Source organism: Streptomyces sp. NPDC005925, assembly GCF_040638805.1.
In the GTDB taxonomy this organism is placed as follows: Bacteria; Actinomycetota; Actinomycetes; order Streptomycetales; family Streptomycetaceae; genus Streptomyces.
Map to the genome: position 1 here is coordinate 69,511 of NZ_JBEXVL010000006.1, position 20,387 is coordinate 89,897.

Genomic DNA, 20,387 nt, shown 5'->3' on the forward strand with positions numbered 1-20,387 from the left:
TGGCCCTCGGCCTCCGCGACGAGGGCCGCGGCGTCGCCGGTGTCCGGAGGGCGGCGCCCGGACTTCCTCACGAGCGGTCGCTTTCGTGACCGGCCGCGTCGATGACGTCGCGTTTGCCGACGTTCTCCTTCTCGTCGAGCTCGGCCAGGTACGGGTGGTGCAGGTCGAACGCCGGCGACTCGGAGCGGATCCTCGGCAGGGTGACGAAGTTGTGACGGGGCGGCGGGCAGGAGGTGGCCCACTCCAGGGAACGCCCGTACCCCCAGGGGTCGTCGACCGTGACCCGTTTGCCCAGGCGGGCGGTTTTCCACACGTTGTAGAGGAAGGGGAGGGTGGACAGGCCCAGGAGGAACGCGCCGATGGAGGACACGGTGTTGAGGACCGTGAAGCCGTCGGCGGCGAGGTAGTCGGCGTAGCGGCGGGGCATGCCCTCCGCGCCGAGCCAGTGCTGGATGAGGAAGGTGGTGTGGAAGCCGGCGAAGAGGGTCCAGAAGTGGATCTTCTCCAGGCGGTGGTCGAGCATGGTGCCGGTCATCTTCGGCCACCAGAAACTGAACCCGCCGAACATCGCGAAGACGATGGTGCCGAACAGCACGTAGTGGAAGTGCGCGACGACGAAGTAGCTGTCGTGGACGTGGAAGTCCATCGGCGGCGAGGCCAGGAGCACGCCGGTCAGACCGCCGAAGAGGAACGTGACGAGGAAGCCTGCCGCCCACAGCATCGGCGGCTCGAACGACAGCGATCCCTTCCACATCGTGCCGATCCAGTTGAAGAACTTCACCCCGGTGGGCATGGCGATCAGGAAACTCATGAAGGAGAAGAACGGCAGCAGCACGGCGCCGGTGGCGAACATGTGGTGGGCCCACACGGTCACGGACAGGCCGGTGATGGTGATGGTGGCGCCGACCAGGCCGGTGTAGCCGAAGATCGGTTTGCGGGCGAACACCGGGATGATCTCGCTGATCACCCCGAAGAACGGCAGGGCCAGGATGTACACCTCGGGGTGGCCGAAGAACCAGAACAGGTGCTGCCACAGGATCGGCCCGCCGTTCTCCGGGGAGAAGATGTGCGAGCCGAAGCGCCGGTCCGTCTCCAGCGCGAGCAACGCGGCCGCCAGGACGGGGAAGGCGAGCAGCACCAGCAGCGAGGTCAGCAGCACGTTCCACGTGAAGATCGGCATCCGGAACATGGTCATGCCGGGGGCGCGCATGCAGATGATGGTGGTGATGAAGTTGACCGCGCCCAGGATGGTGCCGAACCCGGACAGCGCGAGCCCCATGGTCCACAGGTCGGCGCCGATGTAACCGGAACGGATCGGGCCGCTCAGCGGCGTGTAGGCGGTCCAGCCGAAGTCGGCCGCTCCCTGCGGGGTGAGGAGGCTCGAGAGCACGATCAGGCCGCCGAAGAGGAACAGCCAGTACGAGAACATGTTCAGCCGGGGGAAGGCGACATCGGGCGAGCCGATCTGCAGCGGCATGATCGCGTTGGCGAACCCGGCGAACGTCGGGGTGGCGAACAGCAGCAGCATGACCGTGCCGTGCATCGTGAACGACTGGTTGTACTGCTCGCTGGAGATGAGCTGCAGCCCCGGCCGCGCCAGCTCGGCACGGATCACCATGGCCAGCGCCCCGGCGATCAGGAAGAAGCCGAACGACGTGATCAGATAGAGGTGGCCGATCTTCTTGTGGTCGGTGGTGGTCAGCCAGGAGATGATCACTTTGCCCCGGCTGAGGCGCTCCTCGGCCGCCGGTTCCGCGGACATCGGCTCAGTCGTGTGTGTCGCCATCGGACCCCTCGATCGGCAGCAGGCGGTGCGTGGACGCTGGCAGCGGGAGGCGGACGAACGCCCCGGCCGTCCGCCGTCGTGCGGTGCGTGCGGAGCCAGCCCAGCGGAAAGTAGTCCTTCCGGTCACGCCGACAGGGCCGGACGTGCGCCTTTGCTCGGCCGAACGGCGGACGAGTTCACCCGGTCGGGTTGGTCGGCGAGCCGGGCACGACGGATCGAGGCCGGCTCGGTGACCGACCTGTCGGGGCGCGGCTGTCCCCGGACGGCCGCCGCCCGGTGGGCCACGCCGCGGACAGGTCTCGAGGGGAGCCAGGGGAGCCAGGGGTGGCCGTCGTCAGCGGTGCCGCCGTACCGCGCGCGACCGGCCCCGCCGTGCCCGGCCCGACGTGCCCGGCCGGGGTCGCCGAAGCCGTACCGCCACCCTCGCCGCCCCCCGGGACACCGAAGGCGGCGACAGCTACTGGGGCACGGCCCGGTCGTCCCCTCCCCGCTGCCGCAGCGCCGTGCGCAGGGCGAGCGGCGTCGCCGCCGCCCAGGCCTGGGGCGAGCAGGCGTGGGCGTAGGGGACGGGGCCGCCGGTCGCGGAACGGGGGTAGCCGGCGATGACCTCGGGCAGTCGGTGGCCGTTCCGCGCCGCCGCCGCGACCAGGCCCTCGGCGACGGCCTCGACCTCCTCGGCCAGGCCGTAGCGGGCGAGCCCCAGCGCGATGACGGCGTTGTCGTGCGGCCATGCGCTGCCGCAGTGGTACGACAACGGGTGGTACGGCTTCTGGCCGGCCGCCAGGGTGCGGATCGCCCACCCGGAGAAGAAGTCCGGCTCCAGCAGCCGCCGCCCGACCCGGCGCCCCCGGTCCGCGTCGAGGATGCCGGACCACAGCAGGTGTCCCGCGTCCGACGCCAGGGCGTCGACCTGCCGCCCCGCGCCGTCCAGAGCGAGGGCCGGGAAGTCGCCGCCGGTCATCCAGAAGTCCGTCAGGAACCTGCCGCGCAGCCCGTCTGCGGCCTCGGCGAGGCGGCGCGCGTACGGCTCGTCGTGCCAGACGTCCCTGGCCAGGGCGGCCGTGCGCACCAGGGCGTCGTAGGCGTAGCCCTGGACTTCCGACACGGCGACGGGGCCCGCCGCCCGGGTGCCGTCGGAGAAGCAGATGGCGTCGGCCGAGTCCTTCCAGCTCTGGTTGATCAGGCCGCCCGGGTCGGGCGTGTAGACGAGGTAGCCGTGCTCGTCCAGGCCGCCGTCGGTGAACATCCAGTCCACCGCCCGCCGGGCGTGCTGCTCCAGGCGCCGGGCCGGTGCAGGGTCGCCGGTCGTCGCGTGGTGGGCGTGGAGCAGGACCAGGAAGAGGGGCGTGGCGTCGACGGTGCCGTAGTAGCGGCCGTAGGGGACCTGCCGGAAGTGGGCGAGTTCGCCGTGCCGGGTCTCGTGGACGATGCGCCCCGGCTGCTCGCCGCTGAACGCGTCGTGGCGCCGGCCCTGCGACGCGGCGAGCGCGCTCAGCGTGGCGGCGGCCGGCTCCGGACGGTACGGGAGCAGGAAGTACGACGTCAGCAGGGAGTCCCGGCCGAACAGGGTGAGGAACCAGGGGATGCCGGCGGCGGGGACGTACACCTCGTCGCCGTCGACACCGGTGACCGGGATGGTCAGCAGGCCGACGTCTGCCAGCCCCCGCTCGCAGGCGCGGGTGAGGTCGTCCCGCGCGGTCGCGGTCGCAAGCCGGGCGTGCGGCGCGGTCGTGATCGCCGGGTACCCGTGGGTCGCGGTCGCCGGCCCGGCGTGCGGCACGGCCGGCGGGGCGGCCGGGTACCCGTGCGGGTGGGCGCGGACCGTCAGGTGGAGTTCTGCCTCCGCGTGCGGGCCGATCTCGAGGCGCCAGCCGAGGGTGCGCGCGGTGGGCCGCGGAGCGGACGGCGCGTCGCCGACGACGTCCGGCGCGGGGCGGCAGCCGAGGGTGGTCCGCGCGTGCCACTCGGCCCGCCGGAAGCCGAACTCGACGCCGCCGCCGGTGGCCCGGGTCTCGTAACGGCTGTCGGGCCTGGCGTAGCGGCGACCGTCGGAGCGCAGCTCGAACAGGTCGGCGAAGTCGGCGTCGACGGCGAGGTCGAGGTGCGCGGTCACCGGCTCGGGGCGGTTGTTGACCAGGCGCAGATGCTCGGTCAACGTGCCCGCGGCGACCGTCTGTTCCCGGAAGACCGTGTAGGCGGGCGGGTCGTCCCGGGTGCCCCGGGGGGTCAGGGCGCTGGTGGCGGTGTGGCCGGTCTCCGCCGCGGCGGGCAGCAGCGGGACCGGGGCGGCGCCGTCGACCGTGAGCTGCCAGAGGCTGAGGTGGCGGGCGTCCTGCACGAACAGCCCGTCGGGCGCGGTGCCGCGGGTGCCCGTGATGCCGCCGTCGGGTGCGAGGCGGGCGAACGTGGCGTCGCGCACCAGCTGCACGACCGCGTCGGCCGGGGTCATGAGGGTGCCTCCGCGTGGTCGGCGCACAGCAGGTCGAGGGTGAGGGCGGCGGTCCAGGAGAAGCGGCGGGTGCCGCGGCCCTCCCCGGTGACGGGGTCGACGTACTCGGCGAACTCGGACTGTCCCGCCTGCGTGAGGAAGCCCTGCCGGAGGCGTTCGGCGTCCTGCGTCAGGCCGTGGGCGCGCAGTCCGCGGTGGAGCAGCCATGCCGTGTTGAACCAGGCCGGGCCGCGCCAGTAGCGCTGTGGGTCGAAGGAGGGGCCGGTGAGGTCGTAGCTGGGGACCAGCCGCGTGGCCGGGGCGCGAAAACGGGGGCCGGTGAGCGTGGCGTGCAGCTTGCCGACGACGTCGGAAGGCAGGTGGGGCACGATCAGCGGGACGAGGCCGGAGACGCCGCGCTCGTCGACGAGGGTGTCGGTGTGCAGGTCACGCACCCGGAACAGGCCCGCCGACGCGTCCCACAGCCGGGTTACCAGGCGCCGTGTGAGGGCCTCGGCGCGCAGGGTGTAGGGCGCGTCGGGCAGGCGCAGTTCGCGGGCCATGGCGGCGAGGGCCAGCTCACTGACGATCAGCAGCGCGTTGAAGCAGGGGTCTTCCATCGCGAAGCCGTGCCGGACGACACGGTCGTCGTAGCCCGCCTCGCGGTATGCACCGGCGAGCCGCACGTAGCGGCCGTAGTCCAGGTCCGTGGGCCGGTCGGCGGGGTGCCCGTGGTCGAGGTCGGCGCGCCGGAAGCCGGAGGGCGGCGCGGGCTCGACACGCCGCAGCGCCCGGTCCCAGCAGGGACTGTTGTCCATGCCCGGCTCCCACGGGTGGACGACCGCCGCGAGGCCGCCGCCGCCCAGGTCACGACGGTTGAGGAGGTAGTCGTGCCAGGCGGTGAGCCGGGGCTGGACGCGGGCGAGGAAGCCCCGGCGCCGCGATTCCGCGGGGTCGCTGCGGTGCACGAGCCAGGCCGCCAGGGCGTGCACCGGCGGCTGCACGATCCCGGACGTCTCGGGGGCCGGGGGCGCGCCCGCCGCCTTCCCGGCCCCGGACGACTGCCAGAAGTCGGGGCTCGGGAAGTACGCGTCGTGCGGCACACCCGAGTTGAACACAATGTGCGGAATACGTCCGTCCGCCCACTGGGAGGCCAGCAGCGACTCCAGTTCCCGCTGCGCCCGCCGCACCGACAGATGGCGCAGCCCGACCGCGACGAACGCGGAGTCCCAGCTCCACTGGTGCGGGTACAGGGTGCGGGAGGGGACGGTGGAGGTGCCGGTCCAGTTGTCGAGGAGGACCCGCGCCGCACCCCGGCGCAGTGTCAGGTCTGCGGCGGCGGTGGACGCGGGCCGGACCGGAGGGCCGACGAGTGACTTCACGCGCCCGACCTCTTGAGGAAGCCGGGGACGGACCGGACGGCCTGGACGGGATCGCCGGTCAGACGGCACTCCATCGCCAGGTGGCCGTCGTAGCCGATGGTGTGCAGGGCGCCGAGCCAGGCGGGCCAGTCGAGGTGCCCGGCGCCGGGCTGGAAGCGGTTGGAGTCGGACACCTGGGCGTGGCCGATCAGGTCGGCGTGGGCGAGGATCGCGGCGGCGGGGTCGCTCTCCTCGATGTTCATGTGGTAGCTGTCGATGCCGATCCGCACCGAGTCGAGGCCGACGGCACGGATCAGGTCGGCCGCCTGGTCCAGCCGGTTCACCATGTGGTCCTCGTACCGGTTGAGCGGCTCCAGGAAGAGCGTGACGCCTTCCCTGCGGGCGTGCTCACCGAGTTCGGACAGCCCGGCGAGCAGGACCTCGCGGTCCTTCGCCTCGCTGCGCGGCGCCTCGAAGGGCGGCAGACGGCGCGAGAACATCCCGTACGACGCCGGGGTCTGCGCGCCGACGCCGCCGATCTCGGCGATCACGGTGAGCTGCGACTTCATCTGCGCGACGGCGTCGCGGCGCAGGTCGTCGTCGAAGGCGCCGAAGAAGTGCAGCATCTCCACGCACACGGTCGGCATGACGACACCGTCCCTGCGCGCCTGCCTGAGCTCGTCGAGGCGGGAGGCGAAGTGCAGGTCGCCCTTGCCGCGCAGTTCGATGGCGTCGTAGCCGGCCCGCTGGGCGAAGTCCCACTTGGCCTGCAGGGTGTCTCCGGGCAGGAGTTGTTCCTGAACGGCGGTCTTGAGCATGAGGAGGAAGGGCCTTTCGGGACTCTCAGAATTCCAGGACGACCTGCAGCGCCTGTGCGGGACGCTCGTCCAGCAGTACGTAGGCGTCGGCGGCTTCGTCGGCCGGGACCACGTGGCTCACCAGGGAGGCGACGTCCACCTGGCCCTCGGCGACCAGCCGCAGGAAGGTCTGCTGGAGCCGCTCGACGGTCCAGCGGTGCGACAGCTGCGGGGGGACCGAGCCGATCTGCGAGCAGATGAGCTGGACCCGGTTGTGGTGGAACTCGTCTCCCAGCCGCAGCCCGACCCCGTCGCCCTGGTAGAAGCCGGAGGCCACCACCCGGCCTCCGGCGGCGACCGCGCGCAGGGCCTCGTGCAGCGCCGGGTAGGCGCCGCTGATCTCGATGGCGAGGTCGGCGCCGAGCCCGCCGGTCGTCTCCCGGATGCGTTCGGCGACGGCGTCGGTGCGGGCGTTGAGGGTGTGGTGCGCGCCGTAGGCCCTGGCGGTCTCCAGGCGGTCGTCGAGGGCGTCGACGGCGGTGACGCGGGCGCCGCTGAGCCGGGCGAGACGGGTGGTGAGCAGGCCGATGACGCCCTGCCCGAACACGGCGACGTCCTCACCGAGGTGGATGTCGCCCGCCAGGACCGCGTTGTACGCGATGGCGCCGACCCGGGCGAAGGCCCCGGCCAGCGGCTCCAGACCGGCGGGCAGCGTGTGGCCGATCATGCGCTCGACGGGGACGATGCCCTCGCTGCGGTGGCCCCAGATACCCCACACCAGGTCGCCGGGGGCGGGCAGCCCCGGGGTTCCGGCCAGCTCTGGGGAGACCTCGACGACCTCGCCGACCTCCGAGTAGCCCCAGCCGGCCACCGGGTAGGCGATCCCGGCGGCGCCCTCGCGGAACAGCCGCGCCCCGGGGTCCCAGGTCCGCGTCAGATACGGGTTCGTCCCGCGGTAGGCGGTCAGCTCCGTGCCCGCCGAGATGCCCGAGTAGCGGGTGCGCACTCTCAGATGGCCGGGCGGCAGATCGGCTGTGGCGTGCTGGGCGAGCTCCACCTGGCGTGGACCGGTGAACTGTACGACGCGTTCCAACGGATGGCTCCGGAAAGGTTTGGCAGTGCGGTTGCGTCGACAATAACCCCAACTTATGTCTTGTCAACACGCAAAACTAATGCTGAGATGCGTGCCCAGCAGACGTAAGCCGGAACGAGGAAACGCCATGCACACCAAGAGCCGGCGGTCGAGGATGACCGCGGTGGGCATCACGGCAGCCCTGGCATCAGGGCTGCTCACGAGCTGCGCCGGCAGTACCGGGCCCGGCAGGCCGGACCGCGAGATCACGGTGTGGTCGCAGGAGAACCTGCCCGACCGCATCGCCGCGACACGGAAGATCGTCGACGGGTTCGAGAAGAAGACCGGGATCAAGGTCAAGCTCGTCGGGGTCGACGAGGGTCAGATGCCCCAGCTGATCATGTCCGCCGCCGCCTCGGGCACGCTGCCGGACGTCATCGGCGCCGCCCCCATGGGCCAGGTCTGGCAGATGTACACCAACGGGCTGCTCAACACCGACATCCCTGAGGAGATCATCGCGGGCCTCGGCCGCGACACCTTCAACACCAACGCGCTGGACCTGACGTCCGACGGCGGCACCAGCCTGGGCGTGCCCTCCGACGCCTGGCTCCAGCTGCTCGTCTACCGCAAGGACCAGTTCGACGCGAAGCACCTCGCGGCCCCCGACACCTACGCCAGGGCCCTGACCGCCGCGAAGGCCCTCGACGCCAGGGGCAACGACGGCATCTCGGCCGCCACCGACCCCGGCGACGTCTTCACCTCGCAGAGCTTCGAGAGCCTCGCCCTCGCCAATGGCTGCGAACTCGTCGACGACCGGCACCGGGTGGCCCTCGAGTCCCCGCGCTGCGCGAGGGCGTTCCGCACCTACGACCAGCTCGCCCGCGCCCACGGCGCCCCCGGAACCCAGACCGTGGACTCCACCCGCGCGACCTACTTCGCCGGCCGCTCCTCCATGATCATCTGGTCGTCGTTCCTGCTCGACGAGCTCGCCGGCCTGCGCAAGGACGCCCTGCCCAGCTGCCCCGCGTGCAAGGGCGACCCGCGGTACCTGTCGGGCAAGAGCGGCATCGTCACCGCCATGAAGGGCCCGGACGCCACGGAGGCCGCCCAGTTCGGCGAGATCACCTCCTGGGTCACCACCAAGACCGCGGAGCAAGACGCCTCCCGCGCATTCGTCGAGTACGTGATGGGCTCCGGCTACGAGTCCTGGTTCGGCATGGCCCCCGAGGGCAAGATCCCCGTCCGCAGGGGCACCGCCGGCCAGCCCGACCGCTACCTGGAGGCCTGGCGCCACAGCGAGATCGGCGTCGACACCAAGAAACCCTTCGACCAGGTCTTCCCCGCGAGCCTGCTCAACCAGCTCGCCGACGGCGTCAGCAACATGGGCCGCTGGGGCATCACCCAGGGCGAAGGAGCCCTCGTGGGCGCCACCAACGGCGAACTGCCCGTGCCCAAGGCCATCGGCGCGATGACCGGCGGACAGCTCTCGCCCGCCGAGGCGGCCCGCGAAGCCGACGACGAAGTCGCCGCCCTCCAGAAGTCCCTGCAGTAGCCGCCCGCCTGCTCGTCACGAAGGTCCCCTCATGCCCACAGCACCCGCCGGCGCGCCGCAGCGCCGGGACACCGACCCCAGGTCCGCGGACCGGCCGGACACCGTCGGCCCACGTCCGACGACCGCCCGCCGACGCGCCAACCGCGCGGGGATCGCGTTCGTCTCGCCCACCTTCGTCGTGGTCCTCGTGGTGGTCATCCTGCCCATCCTGTGGACCGTGCTACTGGCGTTCCAGGACGCCAAGCTCGTCGACATCCAGGGCATGGGCCTGTTCGGCAACTGGTCCCTGGACAACTTCGACCAGGTCTTCGACTCGGCCGGATTCTGGTCCAGCCTCGGCACCACCCTCCTCTACACCGCCGGCTCCACCGTCGGCTCGATCCTCCTCGGGCTGATCGCCGCGCTCGCCCTGCGCAAGCCCTTCCCCGGCCGCGGCCTGCTGCGTGCCGCGATGCTGCTGCCGTACGTCGCTCCCGTGGTGGCCGTGGCGTTCGTGTGGGAGGTCGCGCTCAGCCCGCAGTACGGCGTCGTCAACGACTGGGGACGGCGCCTGTTCGGCTGGGACGACCCCATCGCCTTCCTCTCCACCCGCGCGTACGAAGTCGACCTCCTCGGCCTGCACTTCGACGTCCCGCTGGCCCTGCTCACGGTGATCGTCTTCGAGTGCTGGCGCTACTTCCCCTTCGCGTTCCTGTTCATCCTCGCCCGGCTGCAGGCGGTCCCGGACGGGCTGGAGGAGGCCGCCATGGTCGACGGCGCCACCCCCTCGCAGCGGTTCCGGCACATCCTGCTGCCCCAGCTGATGCCGGTCATGGCGCTGCTCTGCGTCCTGCGGTTCATCATGACGTTCAACAAGTTCGACGACGTGTACCTGCTGACCGGCGGCGGCGCCGGCACCGACGTCGCCGCCGTCCGGGTCTACGACTTCCTGACCGCCCGCTACGACGTCGGAGCGGCGGCCGCCCAGGCGCTCGTCCTGGCCCTCTCGCTGATGATCCTGCTGGGCTTCTACTTCAAGTTCTTCGCCAACAAGGTCCAGGAGGAATCGTGACGACCCGCAAGGCGGCCCTGACCCGGGCCCAGGTCGAGGACAGGCTCTTCGGCGTCCTGCGGTGGATCGTCATCGCGTTCCTCGCAGTGATCACCCTGCTGCCCTTCTACTACATGGTGCTGCTGTCGCTGAAACCCATCGACGCGCTGCTCCTCGAACCGGGATCCCTGTGGATCTCGGCCAAGGACTTCACCCTGAGCACCTACCAGGACGTGCTGCGGTCCACCGGGGACGGCGGCCAGGGCTTCACGAAATTCCTGGTCAACTCCGCCCTCGTGTCCCTCGGCACGGTCGCGCTGACCCTGCTTGCCGCGGTGCCCGGCGCCTACGCCGTCAGCCGCCTGAAGTTCGTCGGCCACCGCCAGGTCAGCGCCCTCTTCCTGGCCGTCTACCTGTTCCCGGCGACCCTGCTGGCCGTCCCGCTGTTCGTGATCTTCGCCAGGATGGGCCTGTCGTCCAGCCTCGTCGGACTCGCCGTGGTCTACGTCGCGCAGACCGTCCCGGTGTCGATCTACATGCTGCGCAACTACCTCGTCACCATCCCCTACTCGATCGAGGAGGCCGCCGCGCTCGACGGCTGCTCCCGCCTGCAGACCGTGCGCAAGGTGATCCTGCCGCTCGCCATGCCCTCCATCATGGCGACCGGGCTGTACGTCTTCATGATCGCGTGGAACGAGTTTCTGTTCGCCCTGCTGTTCCTGGCCGCCGACCCGGACGCATGGACCGTGTCACTGGGTCTGGCCCAGCTGTCCAACGGCATCGAGGTGCCCAAGACGGTCCTCATGGCGGGTTCCGTGGTACTGACGATCCCGGTCGTCGTGCTGTTCTTCGCCGCCGAACGGCTCCTCACCGAGGGGCTGACCAGCGGCGCCGACAAGAGCTGACGCCAGGGAGCACACCGATGGCGCGGGCCGGTGCGGGCGACCCGCCGCGGCTGATCCGCGGCGGCGCGGCCGGCACCCGCGCCGGCCGGCGACGCGCCACGGGACTGTCCCGGTCCACCGTCGGGCGGCGCCTGAAACGGTGACCGGCGCCGCCGCCACGGTTGTGGAGTCCCTCTACTCACCGGCCCGGTCCGCTGCCCGCCTCGAACGCCTCGCCCCTGACCGGGCGCCACGTGACCCGGGGCGCCACCTGACCGGGCGCCACCGTCACAGCTCACCGCCGGGTGCCCCGTCGCAGGCCTCCGTACGCAGACAGGAACACCGTGACCCCCACCTCCACCCCCGCCATCTGGTCCCACCGGCCCGTGGACGTCGGACTCGTCGGCGCCGGCCCCTGGGCCCGGGCCATGCACGCCCGCATGCTCGCCGCGGGCCCCGAGACCAGGCTGGCCGCCGTCTGGGCCCGTCGCCCCGAAGCCGCACAGCAGACCGCGTCGCCCTACGGGGCGCGCGCGGCGGGCAGCTTCGGGGAACTGCTCGACAACTGCGAGGCCGTCGCCTTCGCCGTACCGCCCGCCGTCCAGGCCGAACTGGCCCCGCTCGCCGCGCGACAGGGCAAGGCCCTCCTCCTGGAGAAACCCCTCGGCCCGGACCTGCCGGCGGCACGACGGCTCGCGGACGCCGTCGCCGACGCCGGAGTCGTCTCCCAGCTCGTCCTCACCAAGCGGTACCACCCCACCACGCGCGCGTTCCTCGCCGCCGCCCGTACGGTGGACGTACGGGGCGCCCGCGGCTGCTACCTGCACGGCGCGTTCCTCGGCGGTGACCTCGCCACCGGCTGGCGCCTGGAGCACGGTGCGCTCCTCGACCTCGGGCCGCACCTCCTCGACCTCCTCGACGCCGCGATCGGCCCGGTCGTCGACATCCGCGGCACGGGCGACCCGCGCCACTGGATCGAGTTGACCTGCGAACACGCCAACGGCGCCGTGAGCCAGGCGTCGCTGTCCGGCTCGGTGAGCGTCCCGCGGGCCCAGACCCGCGTCGAACTCTTCGGCACGCACCCGCCCGTCGTCTACGACACCGCCGAAATCGACCACGAGGAGTGCTGGCCCGTCCTCCGCCGCGACTTCGCCACCGCGGTGCGCACCGACACCCCGACCGAACTCGACGCCCGCCGCGGCCTGTACCTGCAGACTCTCATCGAGCGGGCCACGCCGAGCTGACGCCCGCCTCCGCCACCCCGACGGGCAGGGAGACGTACATGCTGATCGAACACCGCGGGCACCGACCCGTCGTCCCGGACTCCGCCCACGTCGCACCCTCCGCCACCCTCTGTGGCGCCGTCGTACTCGGTGAGGGCGCGCGTGTGCTGCACGGCGCCGTCCTCACCGCCGAGGACGGGGAGATCCGCATCGGGAGGCACACGGTCGTGATGGAGAACGCGCTCGTCCGCGGGCGGGCCCAGTACCCGGCGGTGATCGGCGATGCCGTGCTGATCGGCCCGCACGCCCACGTCAACGGGGCGACGGTGCGGGACGAGGTCTTCGTCGCCACCGGTGCCTCGCTCTTCCCGGGCTCGGTGGCGGGTGCCCGCGCCGAGTTGCGCGTCAACAGCGTCCTGCACGCCAACTCGCGGCTCGAGCCCGGCACGGTGCTGCCCATCGGCTGGATCGCGGCGGGCGACCCGGCCCGGCTCTTCGCCCCGGGACAGCACGAGGAACTCTGGGAGGTCCAGTGGGAACTGGACTTCCCGGGCACGGTGTACGGCGTCCCCCGCGACACCCCGATGCGCGACGTCATGGCCCGGCAGAGCGCGTACTACGGCGCGCACCGGAACGACCGCGTCCTCGACGGCGACAGCCACGGCCACGGCAACGGCGATGGTGACAGTGACGACAACGGTGATTGGTGACGACAACGGTGATGGTGACGGCACCGGTGATGGTGTCGGCACCGGTGATGGTGACGGCACCGGTAGGGACGAGGCCGGCTGAAGGGCGGGCGCGGTCCTCGCGCGTGGTCCCGAGCCGGGAGTGCGGGCGGGCGGCCGTTGCCTAGTCTGCTCCCCATGCCCGACACCACGCGCGTACGACGCGACGACAGGCCCGAGGAGCCCCGGCGGGCGCGGCTGAGCCGGACCTTCGACGAGGACGCGGAGCTGTACGACCGGGCCCGGCCCGGATATCCGCCGGGGCTCTTCGACGACCTCGCGGAGCTCGCGGGTGCCGGCCCCGGCAGCCGGGTCCTGGAGGTGGGCTGCGGGACGGGCCGGGCCACGGTGCCCCTCGCTGCGCGGGGCTGCCGGATCACGGCCGTCGAGGCGGGACGGAACATGGCCGCGGTCGCCCGCCGCAACCTGGCGGAAGCGGAAGCGGAAGCGGGAACGGGAGCGGGCGCCGGGGCCCGGTCGGCCGTGGCGGAAATCGTGACGGCGGACTTCGAGAGCTGGCCGCTGCCGGCGGAGCCGTTCGACGCGGTCGTCGCGGCGACGGCATTCCACTGGATCGACCCGGCGGTGCGGATGGACAGGGCCGCCGACGCGCTGCGTCCGGGCGGGGCCCTCGCCGTGGTGCGCACCCAGCACGTCAGGGGCGGCACGGAGAAGTTCTTCGTCGAGGTCCAGCGCTGCTACGAGCGCTTCGACCCGGACACGCCGCCCGGGCTGCGGCTTCCTGACGCCGCGGGCGTCCACGGCTCGGACCACGCGGAGGAGGTGGCGCGAAGCGGACGGTTCGGCCCCACGGTCTTCCGCCGCCACCAGCAGGACCTGACGTACACCACGTCGGAGTACCTGGACCTGCTGCACACCTACTCCGGCCACAGGGCCCTGCCGAAGCCGGCGCGCGACGGGCTGATGGCGTGCATCGCGGGGCTCATCGACGGGCGGTACGCGGGCCGGGTGACGAAGCGTCACCTCTTCGAGCTGGCGGTGTCGTACAAGCGCGGGGGCTGACACCGGGATCGCCCGGGTGCACCGGTCGGCAGGGCTCATGGGGTCATGCGGCGGCGCAGACGGTCCAGGGCGCGTGCCCGGGTGCGGGCCACCGTGCCGCGGACGGGCCGCGCGAGTCGACAGCCCTCCCCCGGCGGGCGAGCATGGGGGCAGGAGTGCGGGGGCCCGTCGAGGAGGCGAGCGCATTGACCCAGCGATCGGGCCGGGTGATCTGCGACATCACGATCACGGCCGACGGCTACGCGGCCGGGCTCGACCAGACCGAGGAGCGCCCGTTCGGTGACGACGGCGGCGACGGCACGGGCGGCACACTGCACGCCTGGATGTTCGACACGCCCGACGAGAACCGTGCCGAGATCGACCGGCTGGGCGCCGCCGGCGCATTCGTCATGGGGCGCAACATGTTCGGCCCCGTGCGGGGCGAGTGGGACCGGCGGTGGAACGGCTGGTGGGGTGACGACCCGCCCTTCCACGCACCGGTGTTCGTCCTCACCCACCACCCGCGCGAACCGCAGCCGATGGACGGCGGCACCACGTACCACTTCGTCACCGAGGGCATCGCGTCCGCGCTGGAACAGGCTCGCGCCGCGGCCGGAGACGGCGATGTCCTGATCACGGGAGGCGCGACCACCGTCAATCAGTACCTCGCCGCCGGACTCGTCGACGAGCTGCGCCTGCACATCGTGCCGTTCACGCTCGGCGCCGGCACGCGCGTCTTCGAGGGCGTCCCGCCGTTGCGACTGGAGCAGGTGACGTCGCGTCCGGCGAGCCTGGTCACCCACCTGACCTACCGAGTGCTGCCCCGGCCGTCCCCACCGCAGGAGCCGAGGACGGACACGTGAGAGTGACCAGGATCCAGGGCGCGCACTACACCGGCCGCACCTGCTGATCGCTGCCGCGGGTCCTCCCCGAGGGCCCGGCCGGGCCGTGGCGGCGCGCCTCCTTCCGGCGCGACGTCACGGCCCGTCGTCGTTGTCCCGGGCGATCCCCCCGGCCGTGGCCGCGGATGCCGGGCGGGCCGTTCAGGCTCCGGCCGTGAACCGCTCCCACACGCGGTGGGCGCCGAGCAGACCGGTGATCTGCTCCAGTACCGCCGTGCCGCTGTCGGCCACCACCACGCCCGGTGCGACGGCCGGCACGCCCGCCGTCCCGAGCGCGGCGTCGCCGCCCGCCCAGGCGCCGATGGCCTTGCCGTGCCGGTACGCCTCGGCCAGCAGCAGTGTCACGCGCGGATCGTGCGCGGCCGACCCCGCGCCGCCCGGTGGCACCTTGGCGTCGCGGGCGCTTCGCGCGTCACGGCTCACCCCGGGCGCCCCGGCCAGCAGCACCGCGTCGAACTCCACGCTCCGCGCCGTCACATACGTGCGCTGGACGGTCAGCGCGGCCTCGCCCGAACCGAGGGTGCCGCCGGTCGGCGCGACCACCAGCGGAACCATGCCGGCGTCCAGGACGGCCTCCCGCACGGCCCGCACGCCGTCCAGGTCGCCGTTTGTGTCGGTGACGATGCCGACGACGCGGCCGTCCGTGGGCCAGGTCCGCCCGACCTGGGACAGCGCGGGGCTCGGCTCGACGTCCGCCAGGGGTACGGTCGGCTCCGGCGCGGGCAGGCCGAGACCGGCGGCGACCTGCGCGCACAGCTCCGTGTCGATGTTCGCGAGGACCCGCAGCCCGCGTTCCTTGACGGCCTGCTCGTAGCACTTGCCCAGCTCGAAGGTGTACGCGCCGATGATGTGCTCGCGCTCCACGGGGCTCATGCTGAGCCAGAACCTGCGGGGCTGGCTGAAGTGGTCGGCGAAGGACTCGGGCGCCTTTCGCACCTTCGTGGCCTCCGGGATCCGTACCGGCGTCTCGATGTACGCCTCGGTGTCCGCGCCGGCGGTGAAGGGGCAGCCGCCGTCGAGGGAGTTGGGCCGGTAGGGCGCCACCCCGCGGTGCACGGCCGTCTGGTGCATGCCGTCGCGCAGCATGTCGTTCACCGGGGCGTGCGGGCGGTTGACGGGCAGCTGCGGGAAGTTCGGGCCGCCGAGGCGCGTGATCTGGGTGTCCAGGTACGAGAACAGCCGCCCGGCGAGCAGCGGGTCGTCGGTGAGGTCGATGCCGGGCACCAGATGGCCGACGTGGAAGGCGACCTGTTCCGTCTCGGCGAAGAAGTTCGACGGGTTGCGGTCGAGGGTGAGGATCCCGATCGGCCGTACCGGCGCCAGTTCCTCGGGCACGAGGTTCGTCGGGTCGAGCAGGTCGATGCCCTCGAAGGTCTGCTCCGGGGTGTCCGGGAAGGTCTGGATGCCCAGTTCCCACTGGGGGTGGGCCCCGGCCTCGATCGCGTCGGCGAGGTCCCGGCGGTGGAAGTCCGGGTCGACGCCGTTGAGGAGCTGTGCCTCCTCCCACACCAGGGAGTGCACGCCCAGGGTGGGTTTCCAGTGGAACTTCACCAGGGTCGTCCCGCCCGCCGCGTCGACCAGCCGGAACGTGTGGACGCCGAAGCCCTCCATCGTGCGGTAGGAGCGCGGAATACCGCGGTCGGACATGTTCCACAGGGTGTGGTGGGAGGCCTCGGTGTGCAGGGTGACGAAGTCCCAGAAGGTGTCGTGCGCGCTCTGTGCCTGCGGGATCTCCCGGTCCGGGTGGGGCTTGGCCGCGTGGATGACGTCCGGGAACTTGACGGCGTCCTGGATGAAGAAGACCGGCATGTTGTTCCCGACCAGGTCGAAGACGCCCTCACCGGTGTAGAACTTCGTCGCGAAGCCCCGGGTGTCCCGCACCGTGTCCGACGAGCCGCGCGAGCCCAGCACCGTGGAGAAGCGGACGAAGACCGGAGTCTCGACGTCCGTGGCGAGGAACGCCGCCTTCGTGACGCTCTCCGCCGTGCCGTAGCTCCGGAAGACGCCGTGGGCCGCCGCGCCGCGGGCGTGCACCACGCGCTCCGGGATGCGCTCGTGGTCGAAGTGCATGACCTTCTCGCGCAGGTGATGGTCCTGGAGCAGCACCGGACCTCGCGGGCCGGCCTTGAGCGAGTGGTCCGTGTCGTACAGCCGGGCGCCCTGTGCCGTGGTCAGGTAGCTGCCCGCCTGAGCCACCCGGGCCTGGTCCGCGCCGGTCGCCCGGCCGGTGGGCGACATGGTGGCGGGGCCGCTCTGGTCGGGCTTGGGCGGCAGCGGCTCGCGCGGCTCGGTGGGCTCCGCCAGAGACGGCGACTCGGCCCCCGGCTTCCCCGGAATGCCCTCCTCCGGGCCGGGGACGCCGCCCTGGATCGTTTCTGCGAGCTTCTGCGCTGCCTGCTTCAAGGGCTTGGATTCCATGGATGCCGTTCCTCCGGTGGGTTCGGACTGCCGCTGACGCACCGACTGCCGGTCGGCTGCCGCCCGGCGCGTCGGTCCCCGTCCAGGGCCCGCTCCGCGCGGCTCGCGCCGCCCGGGGGGTGACGCCCGGGAACGCCGCGCGCCGCGGGTGGGAGAGGCACGCCGGTGCCGTCGGTGCACGGGCCGCACCGCCAACGTCGCACAGGGCGCGGGGCGGCACACGGCACGTGCATCGAGCGGGTGAACCACTGTCCTCCCGCGTGGTCCGACCCGGCCGGGAGCCGGCACCCGTACCCGGACGTCACGTGCCGCCGCGCCCCACGCGAACTGCGCACCGCCCTGCGTGTCGTCTTCCGGCAGCCCGGGTCTCCGGGGACCCCGGCCGCTGCTCCCACCGCGGCCACCGGGGCGGCCGTGGTGGAGGCGTCGAGCATCGCCGTCGTCTCGTCGCAGACCAGAAGGCGAGGACCCGGGGTACGAGCGTGCGCTGCCGCGCCACCACCGGCACCGGCACGCCCGCCATCGGCCACGGCACGCCCCCGCGACGCCGGTGCGACCGTACGGTGCCGTGCGAGGCCGTCAGCCGGACCGGTCCGGATGAAGTGATGACGCCAACGCCCCTGTGAGAACACCCGGTCGGCGGTGCGGTCCGGAATTCGCAGTCCGGTACGTGCTGTGTCGTGCCTCGGCGGGTCGCGCGGCACGAGGGGCGGCAACCCGCCCGGCACCTGTGGACCTGTCACCTCGGTACCGGACAGGAAGGGGCCGGGCCGTGATCACGTACACCGCACGGCGGGCCCGCCGGCGGTCGTACGACACCGCTCCGCAACGAAATACGTAGCCGCAGAAAAAAGGTGCAGTCCCGAGTTTTTCGCTCATGCGGTGAATCGATTGCGGGTCGCATTCGGTGCGTGGTGACGGTGCGGGTTATTCCAGGACGCGGTGCGGGGGCTTTCCATTCGGGAACTGTCTCCGCGCGAAAGGCGGACCGGGAGCGAACGGACGCGCATAACGGTCGAGAGTGGCTACTCGCCCGCAAGTGCCCCGGTCTCTGTGTCTGAGAACTTGCTGAATCGGGGATCGACGTACTCCCCGAACGTCACTATGGTGGCCAATGGTTCACGGGACTGAGACGTCCCGGAATTGGGATGCGGACGGCCCGTCCGAAAATCGCCGAAACCCGGCGTCCGCACTCGGCGCTTTTGCCCATCCGTCTTCGCAGGTCCCAGCGAGCGAGCCCGACCAGCCCGTTCGCCGACCGGCGGTACACGCAATGGAGCACATGGGGGATGCGGTTCCAGCTGTTGGGGCTACTCAGTATCAGTGACGGTGACCAGGTCGCCGTGCTGCAGCCGTCCAGGCCGACCAGCCTGCTCGCCGCGCTGCTCATTCACAGCGGCACGACGGTTTCCACCGACTATCTACTGCGCGCCGTCTGGGACACGGAGCCACCGGCCACCGCGAGGGCGGCACTGCAGAGCTGCGTGTTGCGTCTGCGCCGCATCTTCGCCAAGTACGGGATAGCGAACGACACGATCGAAGCCGTCCCGGGCGGATACCGCATGCGGATGAACAGGGACACCCTGGACCTGCTCCACTTCCGTGAGCTGGTACGGACGGCCGCTGCCGCGCCCGGCATCGACACCGAGGTGTGCGTCCTGCGGGAGGCGCTCGCCCTCTGGCACGGCCCGGTGCTGGCGAACGTCTCGTCGCAGCGGCTCCACCGGGACGAGGCACCCCGGCTGACCGAGCAGCGCCTGCGGGTGCTGGAGCGACTGTGCGACATCGAGCTCGCGCGCGGCCGATGCCACGAGGTGCTGGCGGAGGTGTGGGACGCGGCCCGGCAGCATCCGGAGAGGGAACGATTCTCCGAACAGTTGATCGAGGCGCTCTACCGTACCGGCCGCCAGACCGAGGCCCTCGTGCAGATCAGGGACGTCAAGGAGCGGCTGAAGGAGGAGTTCGGAATCGACCCCGGCGCGCCGCTCCAGCGCCTGGAGATGGCGATCCTGCGCGGTGAGGCGCTGGACATTCCGGCGGACCGCACCGCCGTCCGAGCCATCGAGGGACGCGTCGCCCCACCGAAGGCGCTGCCGGCGTCCGCCCCGCCCGCGCCGCCGGCCGACCCGGCCGGCGGGGAATCCGTACGACCGGACGCGGCGCCCTTACCGCCCTCGGCGGCCCGGCCGCCGGTGTTCGCCACGCCCTCCGCCGCTGCCGCCACCTCCGTCTCCGCGTCGGCTCCGGTACCCGGTTTCACCGGCCGCGTCCCGCAACTCGCCGCCATGCGGCGGGCGTTGACCGCCGAGGGCGCCGGGACCGGACTGGTCGTGCTCTCCGGCGCGCCCGGGATCGGCAAGACCGCCCTCGCCCTGCAGGCGGCCCACCTGACACGGGACGCCTTCCCCGGCGGAAGCTGCGTCCTCGCCCTGACCGGCCCGCAGGGCGAACCGCTCGGCACCGCTGAGGAGCCGATCGCGGTGCCGCCCCCGGCCGGGCCCGGACGCCGGCTGATCGTCCTCGACGACGCGGTGAGCGCCGAACAGGTCCGGCCGCTGCTTCCCCCGTCCGCCGACGGCGTCGCGGTGGTCACCAGCAGGCGGGGCCTGGCCGGTCTGGTGGCCACGCACGGCGGGACCGTGCACCGCCTCGACACCTTCGACGAGGAGGAGTCGCACCAGTTCCTCGTCGCCGCCCTCGGCGCCGAACGGGTGGCCGCGGAACCCGACGCCTCCTGCCGACTCGCCGCGATCTGCGGTCACTTCCCGCTGGCCCTGCGGATCGCGACGGCCCGCCTCCTGACCCGGCCCGACCTCGGTATCGGTGAGGGCGTCGACTGGCTGGCCGACGACCTGCCGGACCGGCTCGCCCTCGCCGACGAGCCGCGCATGTCCGTACCCCGCGTGTTCGACGCCGCCCTGCGACGCCTCGACCCCGACCTGCGGGCGGCCTTCCTGCTGCTCGCCGCCCGCGGCCGGAACGCCGACGGCCCACCCCCGCCGCCGCCCGACGAAGTCCTCGAGCGGCTGGCGGACGCCGGCTTCATCGAGGAAGGCCCGCCCAAGCCCTACCGGATCCACGAACTGCTCCACGTCTACGCGCGTCGGCACCGCGCCGCCCTGCCACCGGCACGTTTGCGCCCTGCCACCGGCCCCGCCCGGCCCGGCACCGAACTCGTACCGGACTGACCCGCACCGCACCCGG

The 20,387-nt window shown here is 72.4% G+C and carries 14 protein-coding genes and 1 pseudogene; 8 read left to right on the forward strand and 7 right to left on the reverse strand.

Annotated features, from left to right (window positions below; genetic code table 11):
- Positions 1-67: 67 nt before the first annotated feature.
- From ctaD to ABZ354_RS10560, 5 genes are all read right to left on the reverse strand, one after another.
- Positions 68-1,786 (reverse strand): cytochrome c oxidase subunit I, encoded by a 1,719-nt coding sequence (gene ctaD / locus ABZ354_RS10540; protein ID WP_358655093.1) that lies wholly within the window; start codon positions 1,784-1,786, stop codon positions 68-70.
- A 457-nt stretch (positions 1,787-2,243) separates the two neighbouring features.
- Positions 2,244-4,235, reverse strand: coding sequence for a glycogen debranching N-terminal domain-containing protein (locus ABZ354_RS10545; RefSeq protein ID WP_358655095.1), 1,992 nt, complete (start codon positions 4,233-4,235; stop codon positions 2,244-2,246).
- Positions 4,232-5,596 (reverse strand): trehalase family glycosidase, encoded by a 1,365-nt coding sequence (locus ABZ354_RS10550; RefSeq protein WP_358655096.1) that lies wholly within the window; start codon positions 5,594-5,596, stop codon positions 4,232-4,234. The genes ABZ354_RS10545 and ABZ354_RS10550 overlap by 4 nt, the downstream gene beginning before the upstream one ends.
- Positions 5,593-6,393: a sugar phosphate isomerase/epimerase family protein gene (locus ABZ354_RS10555; protein WP_358655098.1), complete on the reverse strand. Its 801-nt coding sequence runs from the start codon at positions 6,391-6,393 to the stop codon at positions 5,593-5,595. The genes ABZ354_RS10550 and ABZ354_RS10555 overlap by 4 nt, the downstream gene beginning before the upstream one ends.
- 25 nt (positions 6,394-6,418) lie before the next feature.
- The gene (locus ABZ354_RS10560) at positions 6,419-7,465 is read right to left on the reverse strand and encodes a zinc-binding alcohol dehydrogenase (protein ID WP_358655100.1); all 1,047 of its coding nucleotides are present in this window, start codon (positions 7,463-7,465) and stop codon (positions 6,419-6,421) included.
- 127 nt (positions 7,466-7,592) lie between these two features.
- Here ABZ354_RS10560 and ABZ354_RS10565 point away from each other — a divergent pair, with 127 nt between their 5' ends.
- The 7 genes from ABZ354_RS10565 (at position 7,593) to ABZ354_RS10595 (ending at position 14,726) form a co-directional block, all read left to right on the forward strand.
- Complete coding sequence (locus ABZ354_RS10565; RefSeq protein WP_358655102.1) at positions 7,593-8,996, forward strand: extracellular solute-binding protein; 1,404 nt, start codon at positions 7,593-7,595, stop codon at positions 8,994-8,996.
- 31 nt (positions 8,997-9,027) lie between these two features.
- Complete coding sequence (locus ABZ354_RS10570) at positions 9,028-10,047, forward strand: sugar ABC transporter permease (protein ID WP_358655104.1); 1,020 nt, start codon at positions 9,028-9,030, stop codon at positions 10,045-10,047.
- A gap of 17 nt (positions 10,048-10,064) precedes the next feature.
- A complete protein-coding gene (locus ABZ354_RS10575) occupies positions 10,065-10,931 on the forward strand; it encodes a carbohydrate ABC transporter permease (protein ID WP_358655389.1) in 867 nt (288 codons plus the stop codon).
- Positions 10,932-11,254: 323 nt separating this feature from the next.
- Complete coding sequence (locus ABZ354_RS10580) at positions 11,255-12,154, forward strand: Gfo/Idh/MocA family oxidoreductase (protein WP_358655106.1); 900 nt, start codon at positions 11,255-11,257, stop codon at positions 12,152-12,154.
- A 38-nt stretch (positions 12,155-12,192) separates the two neighbouring features.
- Positions 12,193-12,843, forward strand: a complete 651-nt coding sequence (locus ABZ354_RS10585) for a gamma carbonic anhydrase family protein (protein ID WP_358655108.1) — start codon at positions 12,193-12,195, stop codon at positions 12,841-12,843.
- Between the two features lie 156 nt (positions 12,844-12,999).
- On the forward strand, positions 13,000-13,884 hold the full coding sequence (locus tag ABZ354_RS10590; RefSeq protein ID WP_358655110.1) for a class I SAM-dependent methyltransferase: 885 nt from the start codon (positions 13,000-13,002) through the stop codon (positions 13,882-13,884).
- 185 nt (positions 13,885-14,069) lie between these two features.
- Positions 14,070-14,726: a dihydrofolate reductase family protein gene (locus ABZ354_RS10595; RefSeq protein ID WP_358655111.1), complete on the forward strand. Its 657-nt coding sequence runs from the start codon at positions 14,070-14,072 to the stop codon at positions 14,724-14,726.
- Between the two features lie 180 nt (positions 14,727-14,906).
- Here the strand turns inward: ABZ354_RS10595 and ABZ354_RS10600 are convergent, their stop codons facing one another.
- Positions 14,907-17,183 carry a catalase gene (locus tag ABZ354_RS10600; protein ID WP_358655113.1) on the reverse strand — a complete coding sequence of 759 codons (2,277 nt, stop codon included), beginning with the start codon at positions 17,181-17,183 and terminating at the stop codon, positions 14,907-14,909.
- 392 nt (positions 17,184-17,575) lie between these two features.
- Positions 17,576-17,650 (reverse strand): annotated as a pseudogene (locus ABZ354_RS10605) (ABC transporter ATP-binding protein); the annotation flags it as partial.
- An 837-nt stretch (positions 17,651-18,487) separates the two neighbouring features.
- Here ABZ354_RS10605 and ABZ354_RS10610 point away from each other — a divergent pair.
- Entirely contained in the window at positions 18,488-20,371 is a 1,884-nt protein-coding gene (locus tag ABZ354_RS10610) for an AfsR/SARP family transcriptional regulator (RefSeq protein WP_358655115.1), read from the forward strand.
- Positions 20,372-20,387 lie beyond the last annotated feature (16 nt).

Bases quoted from the DNA above. Each gene is read 5' to 3' on its own strand.
- ctaD (WP_358655093.1), bottom strand. From the start codon at position 1,786: ATGGCGACACACACGACTGAGCCGATGTCCGCGGAACCGGCGGCCGAG.
- ABZ354_RS10545 (WP_358655095.1), bottom strand. From the start codon at position 4,235: ATGACCCCGGCCGACGCGGTCGTGCAGCTGGTGCGCGACGCCACGTTC.
- ABZ354_RS10555 (WP_358655098.1), bottom strand. From the start codon at position 6,393: ATGCTCAAGACCGCCGTTCAGGAACAACTCCTGCCCGGAGACACCCTG.
- ABZ354_RS10565 (WP_358655102.1), top strand. From the start codon at position 7,593: ATGCACACCAAGAGCCGGCGGTCGAGGATGACCGCGGTGGGCATCACG.
- ABZ354_RS10570 (WP_358655104.1), top strand. From the start codon at position 9,028: ATGCCCACAGCACCCGCCGGCGCGCCGCAGCGCCGGGACACCGACCCC.
- ABZ354_RS10585 (WP_358655108.1), top strand. From the start codon at position 12,193: ATGCTGATCGAACACCGCGGGCACCGACCCGTCGTCCCGGACTCCGCC.
- ABZ354_RS10590 (WP_358655110.1), top strand. From the start codon at position 13,000: ATGCCCGACACCACGCGCGTACGACGCGACGACAGGCCCGAGGAGCCC.
- ABZ354_RS10600 (WP_358655113.1), bottom strand. From the start codon at position 17,183: ATGGAATCCAAGCCCTTGAAGCAGGCAGCGCAGAAGCTCGCAGAAACG.